This is a genomic window from Enterococcus sp. DIV1368f (assembly GCF_051712245.1).
In the GTDB taxonomy this organism is placed as follows: domain Bacteria; phylum Bacillota; class Bacilli; order Lactobacillales; family Enterococcaceae; genus Enterococcus; species Enterococcus faecalis.
Genome location: NZ_JBIOON010000001.1, coordinates 859749 through 883561 on the forward strand (window position 1 = coordinate 859749; position 23813 = coordinate 883561).

Annotated in this window: 40 protein-coding genes and 1 tRNA gene; 36 read left to right on the plus strand and 5 right to left on the minus strand. The window is 34.4% G+C overall.

Annotation, left to right across the window (positions count from 1 at the left end; translation table 11 throughout):
- Positions 1-51: 51 nt before the first annotated feature.
- From IGL07_RS04360 to IGL07_RS04375, 4 genes are all read right to left on the minus strand, one after another.
- Positions 52-1188 carry a site-specific integrase gene (locus tag IGL07_RS04360; RefSeq protein WP_002401948.1) on the minus strand — a complete coding sequence of 379 codons (1137 nt, stop codon included), beginning with the start codon at positions 1186-1188 and terminating at the stop codon, positions 52-54.
- A gap of 125 nt (positions 1189-1313) precedes the next feature.
- On the minus strand, positions 1314-1898 hold the full coding sequence (locus tag IGL07_RS04365) for a DUF4352 domain-containing protein (protein WP_002401949.1): 585 nt from the start codon (positions 1896-1898) through the stop codon (positions 1314-1316).
- An 81-nt stretch (positions 1899-1979) separates the two neighbouring features.
- The gene (locus IGL07_RS04370; protein WP_270282036.1) at positions 1980-2405 is read right to left on the minus strand and encodes an ImmA/IrrE family metallo-endopeptidase; all 426 of its coding nucleotides are present in this window, start codon (positions 2403-2405) and stop codon (positions 1980-1982) included.
- A 17-nt stretch (positions 2406-2422) separates the two neighbouring features.
- Positions 2423-2743: a helix-turn-helix domain-containing protein gene (locus IGL07_RS04375; protein WP_270281997.1), complete on the minus strand. Its 321-nt coding sequence runs from the start codon at positions 2741-2743 to the stop codon at positions 2423-2425.
- A 298-nt stretch (positions 2744-3041) separates the two neighbouring features.
- On the opposite strand from IGL07_RS04375, the gene IGL07_RS04380 reads away from it, so the two are divergent.
- From IGL07_RS04380 to IGL07_RS04485, 22 genes are all read left to right on the plus strand, one after another.
- Positions 3042-3818 carry a phage antirepressor KilAC domain-containing protein gene (locus tag IGL07_RS04380; RefSeq protein ID WP_438747257.1) on the plus strand — a complete coding sequence of 259 codons (777 nt, stop codon included), beginning with the start codon at positions 3042-3044 and terminating at the stop codon, positions 3816-3818.
- A 14-nt stretch (positions 3819-3832) separates the two neighbouring features.
- On the plus strand, positions 3833-4036 hold the full coding sequence (locus IGL07_RS04385; protein WP_002296611.1) for a helix-turn-helix domain-containing protein: 204 nt from the start codon (positions 3833-3835) through the stop codon (positions 4034-4036).
- Positions 4037-4051: 15 nt separating this feature from the next.
- Positions 4052-4381: a DUF771 domain-containing protein gene (locus IGL07_RS04390; RefSeq protein ID WP_128437533.1), complete on the plus strand. Its 330-nt coding sequence runs from the start codon at positions 4052-4054 to the stop codon at positions 4379-4381.
- A gap of 57 nt (positions 4382-4438) precedes the next feature.
- Entirely contained in the window at positions 4439-4720 is a 282-nt protein-coding gene (locus IGL07_RS04395; RefSeq protein ID WP_438747258.1) for a hypothetical protein, read from the plus strand.
- A gap of 399 nt (positions 4721-5119) precedes the next feature.
- On the plus strand, positions 5120-5830 hold the full coding sequence (locus IGL07_RS04400) for a Rha family transcriptional regulator (protein WP_438747259.1): 711 nt from the start codon (positions 5120-5122) through the stop codon (positions 5828-5830).
- Between the two features lie 10 nt (positions 5831-5840).
- Positions 5841-6026, plus strand: coding sequence for a hypothetical protein (locus tag IGL07_RS04405; protein ID WP_002411350.1), 186 nt, complete (start codon positions 5841-5843; stop codon positions 6024-6026).
- A gap of 11 nt (positions 6027-6037) precedes the next feature.
- Complete coding sequence (locus tag IGL07_RS04410; RefSeq protein ID WP_002381626.1) at positions 6038-6211, plus strand: hypothetical protein; 174 nt, start codon at positions 6038-6040, stop codon at positions 6209-6211.
- 199 nt (positions 6212-6410) lie between these two features.
- Complete coding sequence (locus tag IGL07_RS04415) at positions 6411-6734, plus strand: hypothetical protein (protein WP_033600921.1); 324 nt, start codon at positions 6411-6413, stop codon at positions 6732-6734.
- Positions 6727-7413, plus strand: a complete 687-nt coding sequence (locus IGL07_RS04420) for a DUF1071 domain-containing protein (protein ID WP_128437528.1) — start codon at positions 6727-6729, stop codon at positions 7411-7413. Before IGL07_RS04415 ends, IGL07_RS04420 begins: the two co-directional genes overlap by 8 nt.
- 4 nt (positions 7414-7417) lie before the next feature.
- A complete protein-coding gene (locus IGL07_RS04425; RefSeq protein ID WP_438747225.1) occupies positions 7418-8059 on the plus strand; it encodes a putative HNHc nuclease in 642 nt (213 codons plus the stop codon).
- Positions 8060-8062: 3 nt separating this feature from the next.
- Positions 8063-8923 carry a helix-turn-helix domain-containing protein gene (locus IGL07_RS04430; RefSeq protein WP_142954865.1) on the plus strand — a complete coding sequence of 287 codons (861 nt, stop codon included), beginning with the start codon at positions 8063-8065 and terminating at the stop codon, positions 8921-8923.
- The gene (locus IGL07_RS04435; protein ID WP_002381633.1) at positions 8923-9231 is read left to right on the plus strand and encodes a MazG-like family protein; all 309 of its coding nucleotides are present in this window, start codon (positions 8923-8925) and stop codon (positions 9229-9231) included. Before IGL07_RS04430 ends, IGL07_RS04435 begins: the two co-directional genes overlap by 1 nt.
- Positions 9221-9748 carry a single-stranded DNA-binding protein gene (gene ssb, locus IGL07_RS04440; protein ID WP_375856349.1) on the plus strand — a complete coding sequence of 176 codons (528 nt, stop codon included), beginning with the start codon at positions 9221-9223 and terminating at the stop codon, positions 9746-9748. Before IGL07_RS04435 ends, ssb begins: the two co-directional genes overlap by 11 nt.
- A gap of 11 nt (positions 9749-9759) precedes the next feature.
- Positions 9760-10104 (plus strand): hypothetical protein, encoded by a 345-nt coding sequence (locus tag IGL07_RS04445; RefSeq protein ID WP_202228969.1) that lies wholly within the window; start codon positions 9760-9762, stop codon positions 10102-10104.
- 11 nt (positions 10105-10115) lie between these two features.
- Entirely contained in the window at positions 10116-10322 is a 207-nt protein-coding gene (locus IGL07_RS04450; protein WP_104844326.1) for a hypothetical protein, read from the plus strand.
- A gap of 110 nt (positions 10323-10432) precedes the next feature.
- Entirely contained in the window at positions 10433-10693 is a 261-nt protein-coding gene (locus IGL07_RS04455; RefSeq protein ID WP_085443012.1) for a hypothetical protein, read from the plus strand.
- Complete coding sequence (locus IGL07_RS04460) at positions 10686-11249, plus strand: DUF1642 domain-containing protein (RefSeq protein ID WP_174081547.1); 564 nt, start codon at positions 10686-10688, stop codon at positions 11247-11249. The genes IGL07_RS04455 and IGL07_RS04460 overlap by 8 nt, the downstream gene beginning before the upstream one ends.
- Positions 11250-11429, plus strand: coding sequence for a hypothetical protein (locus IGL07_RS04465; RefSeq protein ID WP_174081546.1), 180 nt, complete (start codon positions 11250-11252; stop codon positions 11427-11429).
- Positions 11430-11630, plus strand: a complete 201-nt coding sequence (locus IGL07_RS04470; RefSeq protein ID WP_174081545.1) for a hypothetical protein — start codon at positions 11430-11432, stop codon at positions 11628-11630.
- A 3-nt stretch (positions 11631-11633) separates the two neighbouring features.
- Positions 11634-11861, plus strand: a complete 228-nt coding sequence (locus tag IGL07_RS04475) for a hypothetical protein (protein ID WP_438747260.1) — start codon at positions 11634-11636, stop codon at positions 11859-11861.
- Between the two features lie 184 nt (positions 11862-12045).
- Positions 12046-12513: an ArpU family phage packaging/lysis transcriptional regulator gene (locus tag IGL07_RS04480; protein ID WP_002380819.1), complete on the plus strand. Its 468-nt coding sequence runs from the start codon at positions 12046-12048 to the stop codon at positions 12511-12513.
- 352 nt (positions 12514-12865) lie between these two features.
- A complete protein-coding gene (locus IGL07_RS04485) occupies positions 12866-13129 on the plus strand; it encodes a hypothetical protein (RefSeq protein WP_174084463.1) in 264 nt (87 codons plus the stop codon).
- A gap of 35 nt (positions 13130-13164) precedes the next feature.
- Here the strand turns inward: IGL07_RS04485 and IGL07_RS04490 are convergent, their stop codons facing one another.
- Entirely contained in the window at positions 13165-13302 is a 138-nt protein-coding gene (locus IGL07_RS04490; RefSeq protein WP_010773976.1) for a zinc ribbon-containing protein, read from the minus strand.
- A 66-nt stretch (positions 13303-13368) separates the two neighbouring features.
- Here IGL07_RS04490 and IGL07_RS04495 point away from each other — a divergent pair.
- The 14 genes from IGL07_RS04495 (at position 13369) to IGL07_RS04560 (ending at position 23794) form a co-directional block, all read left to right on the plus strand.
- A tRNA-Asn gene (locus IGL07_RS04495) sits at positions 13369-13441 on the plus strand.
- Between the two features lie 905 nt (positions 13442-14346).
- Positions 14347-14571: a hypothetical protein gene (locus IGL07_RS04500; protein ID WP_002404955.1), complete on the plus strand. Its 225-nt coding sequence runs from the start codon at positions 14347-14349 to the stop codon at positions 14569-14571.
- A 52-nt stretch (positions 14572-14623) separates the two neighbouring features.
- Positions 14624-15418: a phage terminase small subunit gene (terS, locus tag IGL07_RS04505; protein WP_002406140.1), complete on the plus strand. Its 795-nt coding sequence runs from the start codon at positions 14624-14626 to the stop codon at positions 15416-15418.
- Positions 15390-16679: a PBSX family phage terminase large subunit gene (locus IGL07_RS04510; protein ID WP_438747261.1), complete on the plus strand. Its 1290-nt coding sequence runs from the start codon at positions 15390-15392 to the stop codon at positions 16677-16679. The genes terS and IGL07_RS04510 overlap by 29 nt, the downstream gene beginning before the upstream one ends.
- A gap of 12 nt (positions 16680-16691) precedes the next feature.
- Entirely contained in the window at positions 16692-18167 is a 1476-nt protein-coding gene (locus IGL07_RS04515) for a phage portal protein (RefSeq protein WP_105194786.1), read from the plus strand.
- Positions 18142-20046 carry a head protein gene (locus tag IGL07_RS04520; RefSeq protein WP_438747262.1) on the plus strand — a complete coding sequence of 635 codons (1905 nt, stop codon included), beginning with the start codon at positions 18142-18144 and terminating at the stop codon, positions 20044-20046. Before IGL07_RS04515 ends, IGL07_RS04520 begins: the two co-directional genes overlap by 26 nt.
- Positions 20047-20277, plus strand: coding sequence for a hypothetical protein (locus tag IGL07_RS04525; RefSeq protein WP_002380437.1), 231 nt, complete (start codon positions 20047-20049; stop codon positions 20275-20277).
- A gap of 57 nt (positions 20278-20334) precedes the next feature.
- Positions 20335-20655 carry a hypothetical protein gene (locus IGL07_RS04530; RefSeq protein ID WP_010823182.1) on the plus strand — a complete coding sequence of 107 codons (321 nt, stop codon included), beginning with the start codon at positions 20335-20337 and terminating at the stop codon, positions 20653-20655.
- Between the two features lie 218 nt (positions 20656-20873).
- Entirely contained in the window at positions 20874-21500 is a 627-nt protein-coding gene (locus IGL07_RS04535) for a capsid assembly scaffolding protein Gp46 family protein (RefSeq protein ID WP_104681296.1), read from the plus strand.
- 13 nt (positions 21501-21513) lie between these two features.
- Entirely contained in the window at positions 21514-22416 is a 903-nt protein-coding gene (locus IGL07_RS04540; RefSeq protein WP_217953941.1) for an SU10 major capsid protein, read from the plus strand.
- 23 nt (positions 22417-22439) lie between these two features.
- On the plus strand, positions 22440-22676 hold the full coding sequence (locus IGL07_RS04545; RefSeq protein ID WP_002402418.1) for a hypothetical protein: 237 nt from the start codon (positions 22440-22442) through the stop codon (positions 22674-22676).
- An 8-nt stretch (positions 22677-22684) separates the two neighbouring features.
- Complete coding sequence (locus IGL07_RS04550) at positions 22685-23029, plus strand: hypothetical protein (protein ID WP_113825998.1); 345 nt, start codon at positions 22685-22687, stop codon at positions 23027-23029.
- Entirely contained in the window at positions 23026-23403 is a 378-nt protein-coding gene (locus tag IGL07_RS04555; RefSeq protein WP_202578086.1) for a hypothetical protein, read from the plus strand. The genes IGL07_RS04550 and IGL07_RS04555 overlap by 4 nt, the downstream gene beginning before the upstream one ends.
- Complete coding sequence (locus tag IGL07_RS04560; protein WP_002402415.1) at positions 23396-23794, plus strand: HK97 gp10 family phage protein; 399 nt, start codon at positions 23396-23398, stop codon at positions 23792-23794. Before IGL07_RS04555 ends, IGL07_RS04560 begins: the two co-directional genes overlap by 8 nt.
- Positions 23795-23813 lie beyond the last annotated feature (19 nt).

The following is a 23813-nucleotide window of genomic DNA, read 5'->3' on the forward strand; positions in this document are numbered from 1 at the left end:
GTTTATTTGATAGGTGTTTTATTTTGTTTGTGCCAAAAATGTGCCAAATGGTTAATTACTTTTATAGATTTTATCGAATACAGAATCAATCATTTCATCATTCTTGTTATCTAGCTCTTTTATAATGTGTAAGTAAGTAGTTATCGTTGTATCTAAACTTGAATGCCCTAGCCTTTTAGAAACATATATAGTATCACAGCCTTGATACAAGAGAACTGAAGCATGTGTATGACGTAAACCGTGTAAGGTGAATTTTTTTGTTACACCTATTTCAGATAATTTTTTTCTCAAATATTTAGTTACCGCGTTATTAGAAATAAGCCCATTTTGAGAATTGTAAAATATAAAATTTTCAGGATTTTGAATCTCTAGTTTATCAAACAATTCTTTTTGAGCTTTCTTGTATTCTTTTAGTAGTTGAGCAGTATGAAAATCAATTTTTATTTTGCGTATAGAACTTTCATTTTTAGTTTTCCCCCAGCAATTCATCTTGTAATTCCACGTTTTATGAATATCGATTATTTCATCCTCGAAATTTATATCGTTCCAAGTTGTTCCTAGTAACTCTGCAAAACGCATACCTGTAGCACCAGCTACCACAACCATAATTGGCGATGCGTAGTGTGGGTCAATTCCTTTTTCAGCTAATTCCATTAACCGCTTAAAATCACCGTAATCTAAAAATTTATCATTTTTGGTTTTATCTGATTCTTTACCTTTAATTACAGCTTTTCTAGTTGGATCAAATAGAATAAGTCCTTCCTCAACCGCATCTTTAAGCGATGCTCTGATATGGTTATTAAATTTAATGACAGTTGACTTCATATGCTCTTCGGCAAACTTGTTTAAATATCGTTGGTACAATGGTCGGGTAAGTTGTGAAAGAATTATATTTGGCATATATCTTTCTATATTGTTGAGTGTATCCTTGTATTTTCTGTATGTTATTTCAGAAACGACATCTTTTTTATATAGATTCATCCAATCTTTAAAGTATTCAGACAACAAGATATTTTGTTTATCACCTTGAAGCCCTTTTTTTAAATTATATTCAATTTCATCAGCTGCTTCTTTGGCTTCTCGTTTAGTTTTAAACCCGCTTTTTCTTAATTTGCTATGCGTACCATCTTGTTTTTTATAAGATATTTCGTATTGCCAAGAATTTCCCCGCTTTATAAATCTAGCCATTGCCTATTCCTCCTGTTTTCTGGTAAAATAGGCATAGCAAATAGGCCTATTTTAGGTTTGTTTTTATAGTTGCGTCATCTCAAACTTTGGACAGGGAGAGATGGCGCTTTTTTGTTTACTTAATATTAAACAGGTACTTTGTATTTAGCAGCTTTTTCAAAAGATACTAGTGGGCTAAAATGTATTTCAATTTCGCCTGTCTGGTTTAAACCGAAGTGAGCAACACAATCCATTTCTTTCCCAGGAGCGACGGAGCCCATTGTGTTATCATTTGGATAAGTTTCAGATTTTTTGTTGTCTGAGCCGTAAACTTCAACATCCATACCTACAGGGATATCTGAATCACCATCATTTTTTACGGTATAAGTAATTTTTACTACTTGTGCAGGTTGGTTTTCTTCAAATTGATTTCTTTCATCAGTTAATTCTACACTATTTAGTGTATATTCAGCATCACCAACTTTTACAGTGTCACCAATCTTATAGAAGGTATCGCTTTTTTCTTCTTTAGAAGATGAAGCAGAGGTTGAAGATTTAGTTACTTTTTCGCCACCATTATCACTTGCTTTATTACTATCTGATCCACCATTTAAAGCAGAACCAATAATTACAATTAAAATTACTGCTAGTATCCAAAACCAAACTCTTTTGTAGAAAGGTTTTTTTACTTTGTACGTTTTTCCATCTTGACCCATAACTTTTTTTGACATTTAAATTTTCCTCATTTCTTGTTATAATGTATTTGTGATCTCAGAAATGAGGTATGAGTCCGTGTTGCAGCACGGGCTTTTTTACTGTGCGTAAGAATAATTCTTTTTGAAGTATGAATGACAAATATCGAAACATTCAGTTCTTAAATTACTATTGATAGAATAAAACTCCATGAAATTATCTAATTTAAATTGTGATTCATCCGTTAGTTCATTTTCTACAAAAATGTTTAATAGAATTATAATTGCTATTTTATTAGCTTCTGCCTCAAATTTTGAATGAAAAGTATTAGAGCGACTATCATATAACGTTGTATATTTATAGTGTGAAGCGATAAAATGACCGAGCTCATGTGCTAAGTGAAAGGCTTCTGCTTTGTCCTCATGTAATTTTTCGTTTAAAAATACGATTCTTGGCTTAGGGTAATAGAATCCAGATTCTTCCATTTCCATATAAACCAATTTTAAATTATAATCACTTAGCAATTCTTTCAGTTTTAAATACATACCAACTACCACTCCAATTACTCGTTTTCTTCCAAAGCTTTAGCAATAGCAATTGCTTTACGCATTGTCTCCTTTGAAATTTCTTTTCCATCAAATGAAAATACAGTATCGTCTTCTGATAAATCCACATGTTTAGGGGTTTCTCTTTCTTCTCTACCTAGAAGGTAGTCTACAGAGACTCCAAAGTAATCAGCAATTTCTTCTAAAACTATAGGGTTAGGTTTTCTAGTTTTCCATTTTACAAGGAATCCATTTGAAACACCTAATACTCTTTCTAATTCACTTATCGAAATTTTTTTTGATTTAGCCAATTCTTTTATTATTTCGTAAGTATTCATTGATAAATCAACCTTTCTGAATGCCTACAAAAAATATTTTGACAAACTGTCTAAAATTCATTGACTTATTTTGACAGAATGGCTATAATAAATTTTGTAAACGAGTTTAAAAACTAAAAAGACAACAAAAAATACGCCTGATTTAAAATGAGCTGACCGCCAAGAAAGCTGAAAATCAATATTTTTTAGTCTTATTTAACTATGTCTTGATTATAGACAAACTGTCAGATTTTGTCAATTAAGTTTAGAAAATAGTTGTTAAATTTGTTTACGAATATAAAAGAAAGGAATGAGAAATATGAACACACCACAAATTTTTAATTTCGAACAAAACGAAGTTCGGACAATTTTAGTAAATGATGAACCGTATTTCGTAGGAAAAGATGTAGCCGAAATTCTTGGATACGAACGCGCAGACAACGCTGTCAGAAATCATGTTGATGAAGAGGATAAGCTAATGCACAGAATTAGTGCATCAGGTCAAAATCGTAATATGACAATCATCAACGAGTCAGGCCTTTACAGTTTAATCTTAAAATCAAAACTTCCCTCTGCTAAGAAATTTAAACGTTGGGTAACAAGTGAAGTGTTGCCGGCAATTAGAAAACATGGAGGTTATCTAACTCCAGAAAAAGTAGAAGAAGCTTTGCTTAATCCAGATACAATCATTCAATTAGCAACTAAATTGAAAGAAGAACGTACTGGAAGATTAATCGCAGAACAAAAGATTGCAGAGTACGAACCGAAAATCTCCTATTTAGATAGCATATTGTCTTCTACAGATTCAGTAACAATTAGTCAGATTGCAGCAGATTATGGGATGTCTCCACAACAGATGAATAAATTACTTCATAAACTAGGTATTCAGAAAAAAGTCGGTAACCAATGGTTATTGTGCAAAAAACACATGAACCAAGGATACACAAAATCGCACACAAGTGAGATTCCGAAAGCCGATGGTGGCACTAAAATTGTAATGAATACCAAATGGACACAGAAAGGGCGTCTATTTATCTACGAATTACTAAAAAAAGAAGGATATTACCCTCAAATGGATTTAGAGGAAATTGGTTAGAAAGGAGTTTTAGTATGACTGACATTGCAGAAATCACTCAACGAGATAGAGAAAAAATCAAAGAATATGTCGAAAGTTCAAAGTTCTTAACTTACACCATGCTTGCTGAAAGATTTGGAATTAGCAAAAGCTACTTATCTTTGATTTTAAACGGTAAAAAGACTTCTGCAGAAGCAAACAGAATTATAGATTCGATTATCACTATGTACGAATTGTAAAGGGAGGAACAACTAATGCAATATCTAGAAGCTAAAATTCCAGTACCTTCAGATTACGTTATTATCTCTAAAGTTGAATATGAAGAATTAAAAAAAGCTGATGAGACAGGAAACTGGATGACGTTAAAAGAGGTATTAGACAGGGTAAATCGTGGGTATGAATGGTTTACCAGTAATGTATTGAAAAATCCCAGATATAGAAAACTATTAGATGTAGATAAAAATAAAGATGGTTTTGTTTATTATCCAGGGGACGGTCGCGATACTTATCTTTTTCAGAGAAGAAAAATGCTTGAATTTTTAGATGAAAATTTTGCAGATATTTTAAAGAAAGGGAGCAACTAAAACTGGTAAATACGGTAAATGTAACAAATACAAACGAAATAAATAAGGAGGCAGAACATGAGTGATGATGAAATTAGTTTAAGAGAATTAATTAATATTAGAAATAATTTTAGAAATTTTAAATGGGATGTGAGAATCGGAATTCCTAAACCAGAAGGATTTGACGAACTACCTATGTTTTCTGAAGGTTTTTTCTATAAAAGAAATAAGTGTGATGAGATTCGATATGCAACTATGCTTGCAGAGAAATTAGTAGAAAAAAGGAAGACGTTGTTAATTGAACAACGCCTTGAAGAAATTGATGATATCAGACTTATGGGTAATGATACTTATAAATAAATTTGTGACTGCAATAAAAGTAGTTAGTAGATAAGGGACCCAAAATAAAAATTTTTTATTTTGATGTTCTTCTATAAGTTTATTGGACTTGTTAGTTGTGTAATATCTGTATTTTTCTGTCGAATAAAAAGGACTAGAACATTCAGTAAAATAATTGCCGCTTTCATCTTTACCAATAAGAAACTGGCTATTTATATATACCATCACAAATAGTGAAATGCTTGAGTTTGGAAACTTTTTACGTAATTCACCTTCAGTAGCTCCTTTTTTTCGAAAATAATTTGTTTTTCTATAAATATATTTAAATATTTTAAGAGTGTTTTTATCTATATCTTCATGAGTATCCACTATTATTCACCTCGCATTCAAAATAATTATACCAGAAAGGAAATAATCAAAATGACAAATTTAGTAATTATGAAAGACCACCAAGCAGTAACAAGTAGTTTACAAGTTGCTGAAGTTTTTGGCAAAGAACACAAAGTTGTTCTAAAAGCCATTGATGAATTAAAAGAGGGGGTGGCACAAAATTATGCCGACCTATTTTACGAAGATACCTACATTCATCCACAAAACAAACAATCTTATCGCCAAGTTATTATGAATCGCGACGGCTTCACTTTGTTAGCAATGGGGTTCACTGGTCAAAAGGCATTGCAGTTCAAACTGAAATATATTGAGGCTTTTAATCAAATGGAAAAAGAAATTCAACAGCCTAAACTTCCAACCTCTCAAAGAGAATTGGCGATGCTTGCTTTATCAGCAAATGAAGAAACAAATGAGCGTGTAGATGTAATTGAAAAAGAAGTAGCCGACTTAAAAGACAATCAAAAAATCGGTGCAGATGATTATAGCTACTTATCACGTCGAGTTCATCAACGAGTAGCAGAAGTGGCAAGAGGATTTGGAAAAATTACAAAGGAACAGCGTGGAAAGTTATACAAAGATATTAATTCAGGTATTAAGCAAATTACAGGCGTGGGTACCCGATCACAATTAAGAGAAAAACATTATCCAATCGTGATTGAATATATCAACGACTGGGAGCCGTCGACAGCAACAAAAACAGTTGTAAGACAAATGAGTTTAGACTTAAACGACATAGCGTAGGGAGAATATTATGGCTTATACAACTGAACAAGAAAGTTGGATACTCAACCAAATCAAAAAAGAGCGTAAACAGCTACAAGATGATAGAGCAGCGCTTAGACAATCAGAACAACTGACCGAAGGAAAAGCCTATCAAATTGAAAGAGAACTTGAATTTTTAAGATACTTAGAGATTCAAAATAGAATGCATATTTAAGGAGAAATGAAATGAGAAAAATTTATAACTTAAGAAGAATTGCAGTGTTGCTAATCGTTTTCGGATTGGGGTTGATAGTAGGCGGAAATTTTAATCCGATTATCCAAAATGTATATATCGGCTTATTCATCATTTGGACACTGTTTTATGATCTGGCACTTGAAGATAGAGAGGTAAATAAATGACAAGGAAAGAAAAATTACAGCAAACAAAAAAACTTGCTGATTTATGGTACAAGCAACAAAAAAATAAAATATACATTGCGCAACAAAAAGAGCGCAGAGGTGTCGCATGACGACAAAAAAACGACTTAAGCCGGCAAGCAATAAGTCGCATACAAAAATTATACAAGAAAAATTATATCACAGAAATGAGGTCTTGTGAATGAATCGTAGTGAAGCAGATGCATTAGATCGATTTTTAACAGAGCCGCCTAAAAAGCAAAACAAGGAACAATATGAAAACGATGAAATTGATAGTACTGACTTTTTCGGAAATGAAATTGCAGATGAAGATGGAGTATTTCAGATGTGGTTTAAAATCTTTAAATATGATAAAAAAGCACAGCTAAAGTGTCATGAATTAACAGCTATTGTCACTCAAAATAGCATTGTAGATGTAATAGAAGAATTTGACCAACGGTATTTAGAAAAGATTGATTACATCGGTTTAGGCAAAGTATACAAGGAGGCACTATTAAATGACTGAGAAAAAGATTATTACAGATTTTCAGAAAATGACTGAAATAGATGTATCAAAACGTATACAACAAAAAGGAAAGTTCAATTATCTACCGTGGTCCGATGCTCACGAACTTATGAAGAAGCACGATCCAAATGCCATTATTTCTATTCGTGAGTTTGAACATTGGATGGTAGTTAAGGGAGATCGAAAAGAGTTTTTAGTATCAAAAGAATTACCATATCAGACAACAAATGGTGGTTCATATGTAGAAGTATCTGTTCTTTTTAAAGAAGTCGAAGAGACAGAAATATACCCTATTTTAGATTTTAAAAATAACGATGTAACATCGCCGACAATGACGCAGGTAAATAAAGCATTGAAACGTGCATTTGTTAAGGCGTTAGCAAAACATGGGTTAGGATTATATATCTATAGAGGTGAAGATTTACCAGAGCCTCCAACAATTGAAGTGAAAGACCTGGAAAAAACAGAAGCAGCATTATCAGCATTGAGCGAAATCGTTGGTTTTGATGCAACAGAAGAAATGATTAAGCGTTTAAATTTATGGATTGAAGAGAGCTATCCACAATTAGATAAAATAACAAAATTAGAACAAATGAACAAACAACATTATGGAATGATTGGCCGTCTAATCGCTCAAGCTACGAACCAAGCAGAAAAGGCAAAAAAAGAAAAGAAGTGATTGAGTGATTGGAAAAATCATAAACCACATAGGAAATAAATTGGTCATCGAATTTGAGGATGAAATAAATTCAAATTTTCTCGAACTTCTGGCTAATAACGATGATAATTTAGCGAAAGTTGAATTCTTAGATAATCGACAGATGTCTCAAAAACAGAATGCACTTTCTCACGTTCTAATAGCCGATGTGGCACGTTGGAGCTATGACGAACCTAAATGGATTGAAAGTGTCTTGAAATACTACTACGAGGCTAAGAGTGGTGTTTATTTTGAACATAGTAGAGCTACCAAGAATGAAGCGACTGAGTGGATCGGTTTCTTGATTGAGTTCATTTTGAAAAACGATATACCACTGGAAAAAAGATACCAATACTTGCTTGAAAATAACAAATGGTTTTATTACTGCCTGAAATATCGTAAGTGCTGTATTTGTGGTAAACATGCTGACGTTTGTCACATTGAGGTTGTTGGTATGGGTCGCAAACGTAAGAAAATCAGCCATGAAAATTTTACTTTTTATGCAGGTTGCCGTTTCCATCACCAAGAAGAACATCGTATTGGTACTAAGAACTTTTTGAATAAGTATCAAATAAAACCAGTCAAACTAAATATTGAGGAACGCAAGAAATTAAATATAGGAGGATAACCAATGAATGAACATAGAGGCTTTTATGCTATCATTCCAGCCATTGTCCGCTACGATAACCAATTAAATGGGAATGCAAAGCTATTATATGGAGAGCTGACAGCATTAGCAAATGAAAGAGGCTACTGTTGGGCAACAAATCAATACTTTGCCAGCCTATACAACGTTAGCAAACGGACGATCATATCATGGATGAAGCAATTAGAAAAACGAAAATATATAAAGATACAAGTCTTTTACAAACCAGATAGCAAAATTGTAGATCGTAGACATATCTATATATTGCCTTTTCCAACCGATACAGAATTCTACACCCCTAGTGAAGAAAATTTCATCACCTATGGAAAAAATCATCACGAGGGTGGTGAAGAAAATTTCACTACCCCTGGTGAAGAAAACTTCACAGAGAATAATACATTACTTAATAATACAGAGAATAATACAAAGAATAAAAAGAATAGTGTTGAGCCGAGCTCAACTATGCCTGAATTATTCGAAAAAGTTTGGCAAACTTATCCAAAGAAAACCAACAAGAAAAAAGCTAGAGAACAATTTTTAAAGAAGTTCAAGACGGAAGAAGATTTAGAGTCGTTTAAAAAAGGATATAAGGACTATCTTGCATATATTAAATTAAACGATTGGTATCACCCGCAAGAATTGTTTCGTTGGATACGTGATGATCGTTACAACGATGAATATGATCTGTCTCAAACAAATAAACTGCCAGCCTATTCTAAGGTGCCAATGAGACAAGAAAAGTTACCTGAATGGGCTAACAATCAGAAGCAAGAAGAAGAGAAACTTTCGTCAGAGGAACAAGCTGAGCTTGATAGACAAATAAAAGAATACTTGGAGGGTAAATGATGAATGAATTAGTTAAATTAATTGAGAAATGGGCAAGAGAAAAAAATCTAGATATCGCAGAGCCTGAGAAACAAATGCTAAAAGTGGTTGAAGAAGTCGGAGAAGTCGCAGCAGCATTAGCAAGAAATAATAAAAATGATTTAAGGGATGGTATCGGTGATGTTGTTGTGACACTAGTTATTCTTGCTATGCAAAATGATATGGATTTATACGAATGTCTGAACCAAGCGTATAACGAGATTAAAGATCGTAAGGGAAAAAATGTCAATGGTGTGTTCGTTAAGGAGAGTGATTTGAATGATAAATAATGTGGTATTAGTCGGAAGATTGACAAAAGATCTTGATTTACGCTACACCGCAAGTGGTTCTGCAGTTGGAAGCTTTACTCTTGCTGTGAACCGTAACTTTACAAACCAAAACGGCGAACGAGAAGCGGATTTTATCAACTGTGTAATTTGGCGTAAGCCTGCTGAAACAATGGCTAATTATGCTCGCAAAGGAACATTATTAGGAGTTGTTGGCAGAATTCAAACTCGTAATTATGACAACCAACAAGGCCAACGTGTCTATGTGACTGAAGTTATTTGCGAGAGTTTCCAATTATTAGAGCCAAAAAGCGCCAATGAGAATAGAAATAGCATTCAGACGTCACAGAATGACGGTACAAGCGTTCAAAACAATTTCGAGGGGAATTATGCTACAAATCAAAATAAAGGCTTAAATCAGCAAAATAACAGCCAACAAATGTCGTTTGGTGGAGATGTAGATCCGTTCGCAGGCGCAGGTAATTCAATCGACATTAGCGATGATGATCTGCCTTTTTAGGAGGTTAAAAAATGAACAGTGTAATTTTTGAAGATATAGCACGTATTCAAGCTGAAAAAAAGCAAAAGCGAAAAGAAATGCTTAAGTTAATGAATGAAAACCCAGATTGGTATAGACATCCAAAAAGCATGGTCTATCGTCAAATTAAAATGCTTGGTAGGGATATTGGTGAGCAAACAATGGATAAATCTAAACCAATCAGCTCAATTGATAAAGACAAGTTCACCATTCAAGAATATTTGTATTTGCAGTGGGTTGGTTATTCAGTGAATGCAATCATAGAAGCGTTAGGAATGCCTAGAAACAAATTCTGGGAATATAAAGCTGAACATTTAAATTTTAAATTAGATTTATGAAATGAAAGTGAGTGTTCATTTTGCTGGAGATATATTACACGCCAACATCCGCAATAATTGCGGATGTATTGGCTAAAACATATGAAGTCGTTTCTTTAGACAAAGCTAGAAATATTGCGAAGAAATTTAAGGCTAGTTTAAAGCAGAAAACGGACCTTTATGTGATTGAGGGAATTTTGATTGATGCTGGTTATAAAAAAGAGCCAGTGAGTTTGTAAGAAAAATGTGATGAAACTGGCGTCAATGTACAAGCGGTGTTGCCACACGAAATCATGGATGAATTAGGCAATATGATAAGCGATAGTCTTGAATTTTAGGAGGAAGAAGAATGAGCTACGAAAATTACAAAAATTGTGTTGAAGAGATAAAAGACAAGAACGGTAAAGTAATTAAATATCATGACGTTGTTAGAACATCACGAGGTGAAATTTTATTAGTAGGATTTGGAGTAAATCACTATCATAAAACAAAAGGTTTGAATGCCTTTAATAATTTTATTGGTGCGCATGATTGGTTAGATGTGTATCCAGACGGAGAATTAGAAATCCTAGGAAACGTTGACTTTTTTGGGAGGAACAGCGATGAATAAACAAGAATTGATTGCTGAATTAAAAAAAGGACAGCAAAATATTAAACGGGGTATTAGTGATGGTTACAACGCTTTTTATAACGGAATAGACACAGTATATAGTATTGCTATTGGCTTAGCGAAAAAACTAGACGAACCGAAAAAAGTCGTGGTGCCTAGATCAGTGGCTGAAATGATTGAAATTTACAAAGGAAAAGAAATCAGTTTAGCATATCTAATGAGATATTTTAAAGGCTGGCATAACAAAGTTAATAAAGGCACCATGGATAGCGAAGCTTTAGCTTGGATTGTAAATAATTTAGAAGAGTTTTTAGATGCTTGGATTCATGGATACGAAGTCGAGAAAGAGCAATTGTATTATGTGAGTTTTGGTTTTGATAGATTTTTAATCAAGGGGGACTGTAAAACTACCACTGGTGAAGATTTTATTTGGATCGAAGTGTGGGAATGCATCGAAAATGAAGGTTTTGAAGAATTAGTAAAATTCACTGAACAAGAAATCAAAGCAATTGATGAACGTTACTGGCCGTTTGCTGTGAAAGTGGGGGAAGAATAGATGCTTTTAGAAGAATTGAAATTTACAACGCCAAAACAAAAAGAATTGTTCAAATCAATCGTAGAGGATAAGCGCCGATTATTAGACAATGAAATCGAAAAATTATATGAGCAGTATTTTAAGCCAGCGGATACGAGAAAAATTGAAAACTTAATTAATGGGAAAATGGAGGCTGAATAAATGATCAAATTTAAAGAATTCAATACTCAACCTTACGATGTTCACATTACTGGATTTTTTGAAGATTTAAACAAGAAAAATCCAGAGGATGTTTTTGAATATGTTGACTTGAAATGCGTTGATAGAAACTTAGTGATATTAGTTTACCGTCAAACTAATAGAGGAATACGTCAGCTCGGAAATGTACTTAAGGGAGGATAAGCAATGCTAAGTTATCCAGAAGTTTATATTTTAGGGCGACAAGTCGATGGCGTTTATGTTGAGTATTCAGAACCATATCTTTCAAAAAAAGAAGCTGAATTTGATAAGCATCACTATGAAATGGGCCAATCAATGTCACATGATGCTGGCACTTGGAAAATTTTAAAGTATGGCAGACCGATAACGGTCGAATTAAACAATAAAAAAGCCAACCGACCACTGGTTGACTAAGAAGAATATTTTACCAGAAAAGTGGTAGCTTGTGATATGTGAGGTTACTTTGCCCCAAACATTGGTCACAATAAAAATATTTTATCATGAGTAAAGAAAGCTGCCAACAAAAAAAGCCGGATTCCTCCGACCGTTGGTAATATTCTCGACACGAATATTATACCACAAACGGGGGAATCAAGGTATGGTACTTTTTGACGTAAAGAAATATGAAACACCAGATGCAAAGGACGTAGATATGGAGCAAACTAAACATAACGTCAGTGTGTTCCTGTCTGCCTATCTTGCTGCTAGATGTCGTGTTGGCCAGCCGAGGGAACCAAAAGTAACAGCTTCATTCTCTTTGGTTCCACCATCAACGGCCAATAACGTTTTCGAAGCAGAGCAAATGTTAATCCAGAAAGAAGAAGCACAAGAAGAGTTTGATTATCTTCATAAGCTTTTTGTTAGAGGTTATTCTGCGATTCAGCATCCGCACAAACCAGATGTTACCGAGCGAAGAAAAAGGATTTTCTATGATCGATACATCAACGGTAATCCAATCTATCTAGCAGCACAACGAAACTGTATCAGCGAAGAATCAGTGAAACAAGAATCTAATATGATCATTGTTCAATTTGCTTCAGCGCTGGAATTGGTTGCTTTTAAGTAGCCATTTATTACACTTTTTATACCTCTTTTATACACTTTATCTACACTTCATATACCTTTGAAACGGATTATTATGATAGTGTCAAAAAAATAAGAAATGCGACACACTTACACAAATACATTAACGGAACGATTGCCTACTTATTTTTTTGATTTGAGATCACAAGGAAGTAAAAAAATCTACTTTCTTCGTTTAGTCACTTGTGATCTCATTTAGATTCTCTCGCAAACCACAAATTATAAAACTAAAGAAGTGAGGTGAATAACCTCCTCTTTTTTCTAAAAGTTTGCAAGGGATATATTTGGCGATTGCTAGCATATGCAAAAAAAGACAGACAGAAAGGAAGATTTATATGTTATTGCAAATTGATAAGTTTAATAAAAAAGAATTAGAAGGTAAAGAAGCAGCGAAACTTTTAGTGGACTATATCGGAGGGGTTTCAGGGACTTCTTGTGATAGTGACGCAGTTAAAGTTTTTAACAAGAGTAACCCGATTGTCATTACATTTGGCAAGGAGCAAACAACTGCAATTAACCTGCCATATTACGAAGATTTTAAAATTGTTGCAGTATGGCTCTTAAATGATGAAGGTAAAACACTTCGTAAATTAATATAAAATAAGCAGTCCGTTAAAAGACTGCTTATAAATAATTATTTTCTATACTTTGTATTATCACATCTAGGACATGGCGGCAGTGTATCTGTTTTGTCATCTAATACAACTTGCTGACCGCAATTAGTACAAGTATAGGTGCCTTTGCCTGGCTTTTCACCTGTAGAATAAGTCATGTTATCACCTCCTTACTTGAAGTATACACCTTAGAATATAATTAACAATAGGAAGTGACATTTTGATGGAATATAGCTCAGTTGGTAGAGCATACGACTGTTAATCGTAGGGTCATGAGTTCGAGTCTCGTTATTCCAGTAAGTAGCTATGCTACTTAAATAAAAAAATCGTCAATAAGTCAAATGTAACTACCTTTACGATCAGATGACGGTTAAGATTTTCCTTCCTATCTAAGGCTGCACTTTCACCGTGCAGTCTTTTTTTATACGTAAAAAAACCACTAGACTATGGAATCTAGTGGATAGGTAGCAGACTATATTACAAAAAGATGGGTTTTCTAGGTGTAAATAACTGTTTCAGCATTTAAGGAGTTGCTACCCAAAAGCATTATAGCAAATTAATAGTGATAGACATTATCCAATTTATGTAAGAAATGACATATTTAGTACATAAAATTAATTAAGAATGTCTCTTTTAGTATGTAAAAAACCGCTAATATCGGAAAATTAGCGGATAGGCAGTTATAGTAAGACTTGTTGATAGAATTTTAAATCGCAAAATCTAAATTCATCAAGAAGGAATTCCTGCCTGTAAAAATTCTAACAAATATTAAAAAAATTGTAAAACATTTATGTGTTTGTTTTTTTTACATTAATTGCAATCGAGCTTCAGATGATGAGTTAGTAACTATGTTTACTGAACAACAAAAAAACCACCAGTGAAATTAATCATGGGTGGTTAGGTAACTAGTACGATATGAGGAATTTCATGTGCAAGAAATTTTCTAAGGTATGTCGCTACCCGTAAATAAATTATAGCAAATCATTCATTAATTGTCTTGTCTGATGCATATAAAAACCGCTAGTGGTGACATACTAGCGGTTAGGTAGCTAATTGTGTGTCTTTTCATGGAATCATGAATTACATAAGGTGTTGATTTAAAAATAAAAGGAGTTGCTACCTAATAAAATTATAACAAATAAGAATGAAGAATAAAAGAGATTGCCTTGATGGCTTCTTTTTTTGTTTGGAGGGAATGAAGGATGGATAATTATTGGTACATATCCCTGAACCACCATTATCCGAAACCCATGAAAAACCAACATAAACGGGTAGTAATGTCGGTGCAGATTAAGAAAGAATATTCCATCATTGAGATGACACGAGAAGCTACACCACAAGAAATTGACTATTGCAAGTTGGTATATTGCGGTCATGGGTGTTGGAGTGACAAACATGTACAAGAGAATGTAGAGAAGTATATTTGATTTACGAAAACAAACTCAACTATTGAAGCGAAAAGTGAGGTGGTGTTAATGGATGGCTAGAAAAAGAGACCCTCGTCGTGATGAAGCTAAAAAAATATGGCTAGATTCAGGTGGGAAAAAGGTTCTTAAAGAATTAGCTAGTGAACTAAATGTTTCTGATTCTCAAATCAGGAAATGGAAATCTGTTGATAAATGGGCGGAAGAATTAAAAGGTAACGTTACTAAATCGAATAGTAACGTTACCAATAAAAGTGGAGCGCCGCCAGGTAATAAAAATGCTAAGGGGAACAAAGGAGGTTCTCCTCCTAAAGGTAATAAGAACGCTATTAAAACTGGCGAATACGAAACAATATTTGCCGATATGTTATCTGACGAAGAAAAGGACATCTATTCTAATCTGAATGATGATCCTTTTTTTATTTTGAATGATGAAATTCGCCTGCTTAAAATTCGCCAGTTTAGAATGATGAAACGTATTAAAGAGGCTGAGAAAGGCTTAAACGATGAAGAGGTTGAACGACTGCAACAGTTGCGAAAAGTCAAAGAACCATCTTCGATTGGCGGAAAAGTTGTCACTGTCAAGAGAGAAGTTTTAAAAGATGTGCAAATAACTCGTAAGACATTTAGAAAACTAGATGACATTCTGGCTATTGAAGATGCGTTGACAAGAATTAGCAATCAGTTAACAAAGGCTATTAAGCAACAGAATGCCTTGCTAGCAAATGATGCCAAATTACAACTATTGAAGGTTCAAACTGAAAAAGTTAAAGCTAGTTTAGATGCTACAAGTGGAGACATGGATATGCCAGTTTTCATCGATGATATATCAGGTGATGAATATGAGTAAAAAATTATCTGAATTTCTTCCTAAAGCATTTCATACTACTTGGAGGGTAGCATTAAACTCAAATATATTACATGTTGTTGAAAAAGGTGGCCGTGGGTCAGGTAAATCATCTGGCATAGCACACATAATCGTTCAATTGATTATGAGATATCCTGTAAATGCTGTGGCCATTAGATATGTTGATAATACGATTGAGTTATCTATTTTTGAACAGATTAAGTGGGCCATTGAGGAGCAAGGTGTGTCTAAGTATTTTAAAGTAAATAAAAGTCCTATGAAAATCACCTATAAACCTAGGGGTAATTATATTGTTTTTCGAGGCGCACAGAATCCAGAAAGGATTAAATCATTAAAGGATTCAAGATTTCCATTTGCTGTAGCTTGGATTGAGGAATTAGCCGAGTTTAAAACAGAAGATGATGTAAAAACCATAACTAACTCATTACTACGTGGTGAATTAGCAGATGGTCTTTTTTATAAATTTTTTTATTCGTACAATCCTCCTAAGCGACGACAATCATGGGTTAATAAGAAATATGAATCTAGCTTCCAACCTAAGAATACTTTCGTTCATCATTCAACATATAAGGATAATCCATTCATAGCTCAAGCATTTATTGAAGAAGTTAATGCCACGAGAGCTAAGAATCCGAAACGTGCTGAGTGGGAGTATGACGGCAAAGCTATTGGTTCAGGAGTTGTTCCGTTTGATAATTTACGAGTAATAAAAGGTTGTATTACTGATGAGATGGTAGCTAACTTTGATAATATCAGAAACGGTCTTGACTTCGGTTATGCTACTGATCCGTTAGCGTTCGTTCGATGGCATTATGATAAAAAGAAAAATGGTATCTATGCTATTGATGAGATATACGGTGTGAAAATCAGTAATCGTGAGTTTGCCCAAAAGGCGAAAGCAAAAGGTTATCAGTCTGATCGTATTGCATCGGATTCAGCAGAACCTAAATCCATAGCAGAATTGAACAATGAACACGGAATGAGCCACGTATTTGGGGTTAAAAAAGGCCCCGACTCTGTGCAGTATGGCGAGGAATGGTTGGATGATTTGGATTTTATTTGTATCGACCCGCTAAGAACTCCAAATATAGCCAAAGAGTTTGAAAACATTGATTATCAGACGGATAAAGATGGCAATCCTAAGCCAAGGCTTGAAGATAAAGATAACCACACAATCGATGCAACAAGATACGCTTTTAGCGAAGACATGGAGAAAAATAACGTAAGTTTCATTAAATTTTAGGAGGTGGAATGATTGTTCCAAAGTGATTTAACGTTGAGTCGATATAAAAGATTACGAACGAAATATTCTACGCAAATAAACGAAGAGCTGTTTGATCCAAATGACTTTATAACAGAGATGAAGCCATTTTTTGATGACAGAGAGCGTAAATACAAAGCTTATACAAGTGAAGAAAATGAGATTGATAGCAGACCTAAACCAAACACAAAAATTATAAAAGTGAATAATAAACTTCACGCTGGCTTATACAACACCATTGTTGATCAAGCAGCTGATCATTTCACAGGTATCCCAGTTAAATGGGATTATGATATTACTGAACAACGGAAGTCCTTAATTCAAAAAACAAAGGATTTATTTTTAGGTAACGTCAGCGCGAAGATAAAAGCACCTAAAGAATTCGATAGACTAGCAGAATTAGTTAAAGAAATGCGATTCGCAATGTTGGATTCAGACACGGCACGATATCAAGGCGCTTGTGGGGTTGCTTTTCGTTTGTTAGAACCCGTTGAAACTGCTAAAGGTTGGCAGATGTGGGCTAGCAACGTTGAGCCATGGAGAGCCGAAAAATATGAAAATGCAGATATTTTCATTCGAGAAAAATATGACACACACCAAAAGAAATTTTTCGAAGAAATGAAAGTTGTTACTAAGAAAAAAATCTTAACGTATAACAGATACGTGGAAACAAATTTAATGAATGCGGCTGAAACATTTAAATTGACATCAGAAACTGATAACCCTTTAGAAACGTTCTATCTATCAGAATTTAAAAACAACACGAACCGTTATTGTGATTTTGAAGTAGCAGAGGAACTTTCTGATGCATTTGATAGAAGCCTGTCTGACCAACAAAACGAAGTTGAACAGTTTAAACTTGCTTACATGGCCATTAGTGGCTCGCGATTGGATGAAAAAGAAGCACGAAGAATGATGGAGCAATTAGGTATTATTAACTTGCCAGATCCACAAGCTAAGGTTGGCTATGTAACGAAAGATATTAACAAAGATTTCAACGAGTATCATCTTAATCAGTTGAAAAAGCTTTACTACACAGTCACTAAGTCAATCGACTTCAACGATGAAGTATTTAAATCCAATAGCTCTGGTGAAGCTCGCAAGTGGCAAATAATAGCACTAGAAGCCAAAACAAACACGAAAGAACAGTACTTCAAAGAAGGATTAAAAGAAGTTGCAGAGACGATGGCAGCTTTTATAAAATTTAACGATAAATTAGAAGTAGATGTTTCTAAAATTGTGTTTACATTTAGTCGTAGTTTACCAACCGATATTGGATATCTTGCTGAGGCGTTGCCTAAATTAGCACCTTATGTATCAAAACGTACTATCATTAATCAAATTCCATTCGTTAAAGATCCAGATTACGAGGCGGACATGATGAATTTAGAACAAGGGCAAAACTATCCAAGCGGGGAATACGGCAAGCTAGGCGGTGCGGATAATGACGAAGAAGAAAATAACGGCTAGTGAACGTTATTGGGAAAAACGCCGAGAATTAGAAGACAAAGCACGTTTGAAACTAGAGAAGAAAACTCTTAGTGAGCTAGAATCTGTTTTTGAACGTGCTTTAGTTAAAATTCAACGACAGCTATTGTCACAAGCGGATTTACATGACATCACACAAAGTGAAATGCTAGAAGACTTTAGCAAACGAGACCAAGAAAAGTACCGCAAGTATATCGAAAAAAACTATGAAAAGTTGATGGAATCAGATGAAGCTTATAAGCAATTCATTGATGAATATTTTCCGTCCTATGACTATGCGAAAGTTAATCGTTTGTTACAATTACGAGCAGATATCTTTTCAACGCTAGCTGATGAAGCAATCGCAAGCGACGTTAACGGTAAATTTAATAACGACTTAGAAAACATTACAAAACGAATCTACAATTCTAATTCTAATGCGTTGATGCAATTATTAGGCGGCTCTGCTTCTGGTTTATCAAAAAAAGAGCTGGAAAACATTCTGAATTATCCATGGAGCGGCAAAACTTTTTCATCTCGCTTGTGGGGCAATATTTCAAGTTTAGAGCAACGTTTGAGCAATTCCATTATTAATTCATTGGCAAGTGGTGAAGGGGTTGTGGAAGCTCTTAGAACGATGAAAAACGATGGTGTTATTAGCGGTATGTTTAAGTTGGAACAAGGAAAGTTTAATCGTTCGATTGAAAATCTTGTTAGAACGGAATATTCACATTTTGCTGTAGAAGGTGTAAGAAAATCGCTAAAGGATGTAGGTGTTAAGCAAACACAAAGCTGGTCGGCAGAAGATGAGCGTGTTTGTTCTATTTGTGGTGGACGTCATGGAAAAGAGATTAAAGATGATTGGCATCCACCGTATCATGGACGTTGCCGTTGTACTGAAATACCAATTGTTCCTGAAATTAGCGATGACATAGATAAATTGTATGAAGAGATGTTTGGTGATTTATTGGATGAATTCGCAAGTAAGCAGTGGGGTATTAAATTAAATCATCCAAAAGTTAGTGCAACTAAACTCGATTTAAAATCCGTATTAGACAAAACAAACATGCAAGAAGCTTTAGGAAAAGAAAATTATTCTAATTTTTTAGATCATTTAGATGGGATAACTGACCAAAGGGTGCTAAACTTAATAAATGTGATAGGGCATAAGTTGGAGTTTAAAGACATCAAAGAAGTAAGAGCATTTGCACAAGGCAAATCAATTCAACTTAGTCAAAAATCATTTGATGGGGATAGGGGTGTTAATCCTTATCAAACAGTTTATCATGAGATAGGACATGCTTTGGATCATCTTGGGCTTGAAGTATTAACAGGAAAAAATACGATGCCGACAGGAAAACTGATAAAAAGAAAGCTAGGAAGACGAACCACTTTTATAGAAGAGCATATAACACACGCATCGTCACTTTCTGAGTATAACATTAAAGAAGCGCTAGAACGCGATTTTTGGAAATATGTAAACGGAGATTTGCCATCCTATAATGATTTAGGTAATAGACCTAGAAATGCGGATAAGAAAAAGGCTTATGATGACTTAAGGGCGGAAATTTATAAAAAAAATACAGAGAACTTACAAAAAACTAGAGAACGATTATCAAAAATAGTTAGGGAAAATCCTAACTCAGTATCCGCTATTTCAGATATGATTGAATCTATAGGTTCTTTAGGAGACTATCCGTTAGGTTTTGGTCACGGCAAGCGCTATTGGCAAACAACAGGTAGCACAGAAACGGAATTTTTTGCACATATGACAGAAGTGGTTGCTAACGATAAGTCAAGAGAATTAATGAAAGAGATTTTTCCGACAGCAGTAAGGCAATGGGAAAAATTAGTAGATGATATTTTAAAGGCGGTGAAATAAGTGTTTAGTTGCGAAGATGGCGCATGGTCTATTATTGATGATGCAGTTAAAAAGTATGAACAACATTTCCATGATGAGTTTCCAATATATGAATATATCGATGTAACAAAGAGTGATGACTTCGATTTTTCTATTCTAGGTGCAAAAAAATTAGCGAAATTCATTGATGAGCATATTAAAGAAAATAAATCGGTCCACGTCCCGTCAGATTACCATAGCAGACTTTACTAAGCACTTAAAGGATAACTTTGAGTGCTATTTTTATACCCTAAAATTGGAGGTGAGATCGTGAAAGGATTATTCGAAGCAGTATTAAATCTAGAAGTTACCAATGGTACAGAAAAAGCCTATAAAAAAGCTTTTGAACAAGAAAACGAACGATACTTAACCAAACACACTTTGAGAGACGGTAACGGTAATATCGTCAAAGATGAGCTTAAATCAGTTTGGAGTGGTAATTATTGTCACGTTGATATTTTGTATTCATTACCAGGTAAAAAAAGTAAATTAACTATTTCGATTGTGTCTAGGACTCTGCAAAATGTAAAAGATGCTGTCACTGATTATCAAATGCTAGGTGCTGAATTGGTTCACAAGAATTGGGAGTGATTAGATGGATCCCTATGATTACTTAGATGCAGATTATGAAGAGCATTTACTAAGAGAAGAAGAGCAATTAACGTCTGACGAAAGTTAGGCTTTTTATTTTGTCCGAAATGACGGTAAACTAGCGCAATGCTAGGCTTAATTGAATGGTGGGGCGCAATAAATAAATCTAAAGCAATGCGGGGCGTACAAACGAATCGCGGGGCGAAAGGAGAAACAAAATGAAAACAAAAAAATTATTACCAATGAATTTGCAGATGTTTGCTGATGGTGGGGGAAATGAACCAGAGTTCACTATTGATGATTTTAAAGCATTTGTCGAATCGAATGAAGATGCACAGAAATTCATTCAATCTCAATCACAAAGTGCTGCAGATAAACAGTTAGAAGCTTGGAAACAGAATAACCTCGATAAGCTAAAACAGGAAGCTGTGAAGCAATATGAAGAAGCTAAAAAGAACAAAACACCAGAACAGCTAGAACTTGAGAAATTAAAAGCTGAGTTTGAAGCAGAGAAAGCTAAGAGCCGTTCGAATGAAAATAAAGCTTTTGTAGCTGAACAAATTGCAGGATTAGAGCTTGATAAAGAGTTGAAAGATTCAGTTTCCCAGTTCATGTTGAACACTTTAGTTAGTTCAGATACAGAATTCACACAGAAAGCTGTAGAAGCGTTCACAGGCGTTTTAGGAACAATCAACGAGAAGCATGCTGAAGCAATTAAAAACATGGAAATGACAAAAGCATTCGGTAATAAGCAACAAACTAATGCGACTAATGGTAATCAGTCAACGCAACCGATTGAAAATCCTAAAGAAGCATTAGGTCAAAAATTACAAGCATTTAATTAGGAGGAATTTATAAATGAAAAAAACTACAGTAAATAATCTAGAATACTTAGATATTTCACAAGAGGTAAATGCATTACAACGTCCGTCAACACCGTTTCTAAGTTGGTTATTAGGAGCTGGTAAAACTAGCCCAGCAATTTCTACGGAGATCAAATGGCGTGAATCAGAACTTGATGGAGAAGATTCATCTGCACAATTAGAAGGCGGAGAATACAAAGATGCAGATTCAGGGCGTAAATGGTTCAATAACTACACTGAAATTTTCCGTAAATCTACTTCTGTTTCAGGTACATTAGATGCTATCAATGTAAATGGGGTAGGTAGTGAATTAGCTAATCAAGTCTCTCAACGTGCATTAGAAATGAAGTTAGATTTGAACAAAAAGCTATTAATTGGTGTAAAAGCTGATGAAAATGGTACTAAAGGACGACAAATGGCTGGTGTAATTAACTTAATCAACTCTGATAACTTAGTTAAAACGTCTGCAGCTGATGCGGTGACACGTAAAGATGTAGATAAAATGTTTAAAGTCATGTTTGACAAAGGTTATGCAGGTGAAAAACTATGTCTAGTTTCGACTGATATGGTTGATTTAATGACCGATGAAGTTGATAAAACAGGTACTAAAGTGTTTAACTTTGGGGATCAGGTCGCTTTTGGATTGCAACTAGGAAAAATTGTTTCAAATTATGGATCAGGTACAGCTTTAATTGAGCCATCATTACCAAGTGGAACAATGATTGCTTTAGACACAAACTATGTGGAACTACGCCCGTTGAGAGAATGGCGCGCAGAGGAATTGGCTAAAACAACTGATTCAAAACGTATTGGTTTAGTCGGCGAATATTCTATCGAATACAACGCTTCAAATTCAGGGGCAATCTTAAACCTTGCAACTGCAGCACCAGGTGAATAATTAAAAAGTAAAGGAGAATAATTATGGTTAAAAAGTCAGAGGTCAAAGAAGAAGTAATCGAAGAGACAAAAGAAGTAACTGAAGAAGTGAAACCTGCAACAAAAACATTCAAAGTTTTAAAAAATAAAAATTTCGTTGGTTTTGTTCATCCTGAAACACGCAAATTTATTACAGCAGTTGACGGAAAAATCGAAGTGAGTGTTTCTGATAAAAAAGCTATTGCAATTTTAGAAGAAGCTGCAGATTTAACAGAAATTTAGGTGATTATATGACAGATGAACAAAAACAAAAAATAATTGAATTGATTCAAACGATGTTGCCAAACGTTGCAAAAGAACGTATTTCGTCTGTCTTAGACCTTGTTCTTTTAGAAATCAGTTCATATAACACGTGCAAGATTGAAATTGATTGGACGTTATTTAATTCGTTAATCACAGAGATTTTGTATCAATCACTTAAAAGCGAAACTGAACAAGCTGTTACTAGCATTAAGCGCGGTGATACATCTATTAGCTATGCAACTACGCAGCAGAGTATAACAGCGTTGCTAGGTAATTACAGCGACACTATAAAACGTTTAATTGGCTGTGATAGTGGGGTGTTTTTCTATTGAATGAAGCAGATATTTTAGCGATGACATATCTTGATTCGTGTATCATCGAAAGAATGAGCGATATTGAAAATCCTGAAACAGGTATTACGGAACAAGGTTATTCACCAATTCATGATGGGAAGTTAAAGTGTGCGCTTTCCCAAAGTGACTTGGGTAGCGCTGGTAGCTTACCAGTTGTTGAAAACAAAGGGACCTTTAATATCACTTACGAAGATCAAAAATTGTTTTTAATGCCTGATGTAGATGTGAAAAAGGCCGACAGAATCACGGTCATTCAAAGTACAGGTCAAAAGCATATTTTATTTGCAAAGAAACCCTTTAACTATCCAAGTCACATCGAAGTGACATTGACAGGAAGTGCAATCGATGAGTAAAAGTGATTTTAGAATGACCTCGAATGCTGACAAAGTTATTGCAAACTTGAAGAAAATGACACCAATTGCTGAAAAAGAAGGTATTGCGATGGTCAATGATTCGTTAGCGAAGATTTATCAGTTAATTGTACCTATTACGCCGATTAAAACAGGTGATTTAAGACGTGGATACAGAATCATTAAAGCTAGAAAAACATCAAGTGGTAGAATCGTTGGCGCCTTAATTAACAATGAAAAATATTTCAAATATGTTAATGACGGACACAGAACGAAGAATGGTGGATTTGTAAAAGGGCGATTCATGTTGCAAAAGTCTTATAAATTAGCTCATGCAACGTATATCCCAAAACGATTTAAACAAATGGCAATTGTTATTGCTAAGAAAGGATAGGTGTATGTACGACAAAATT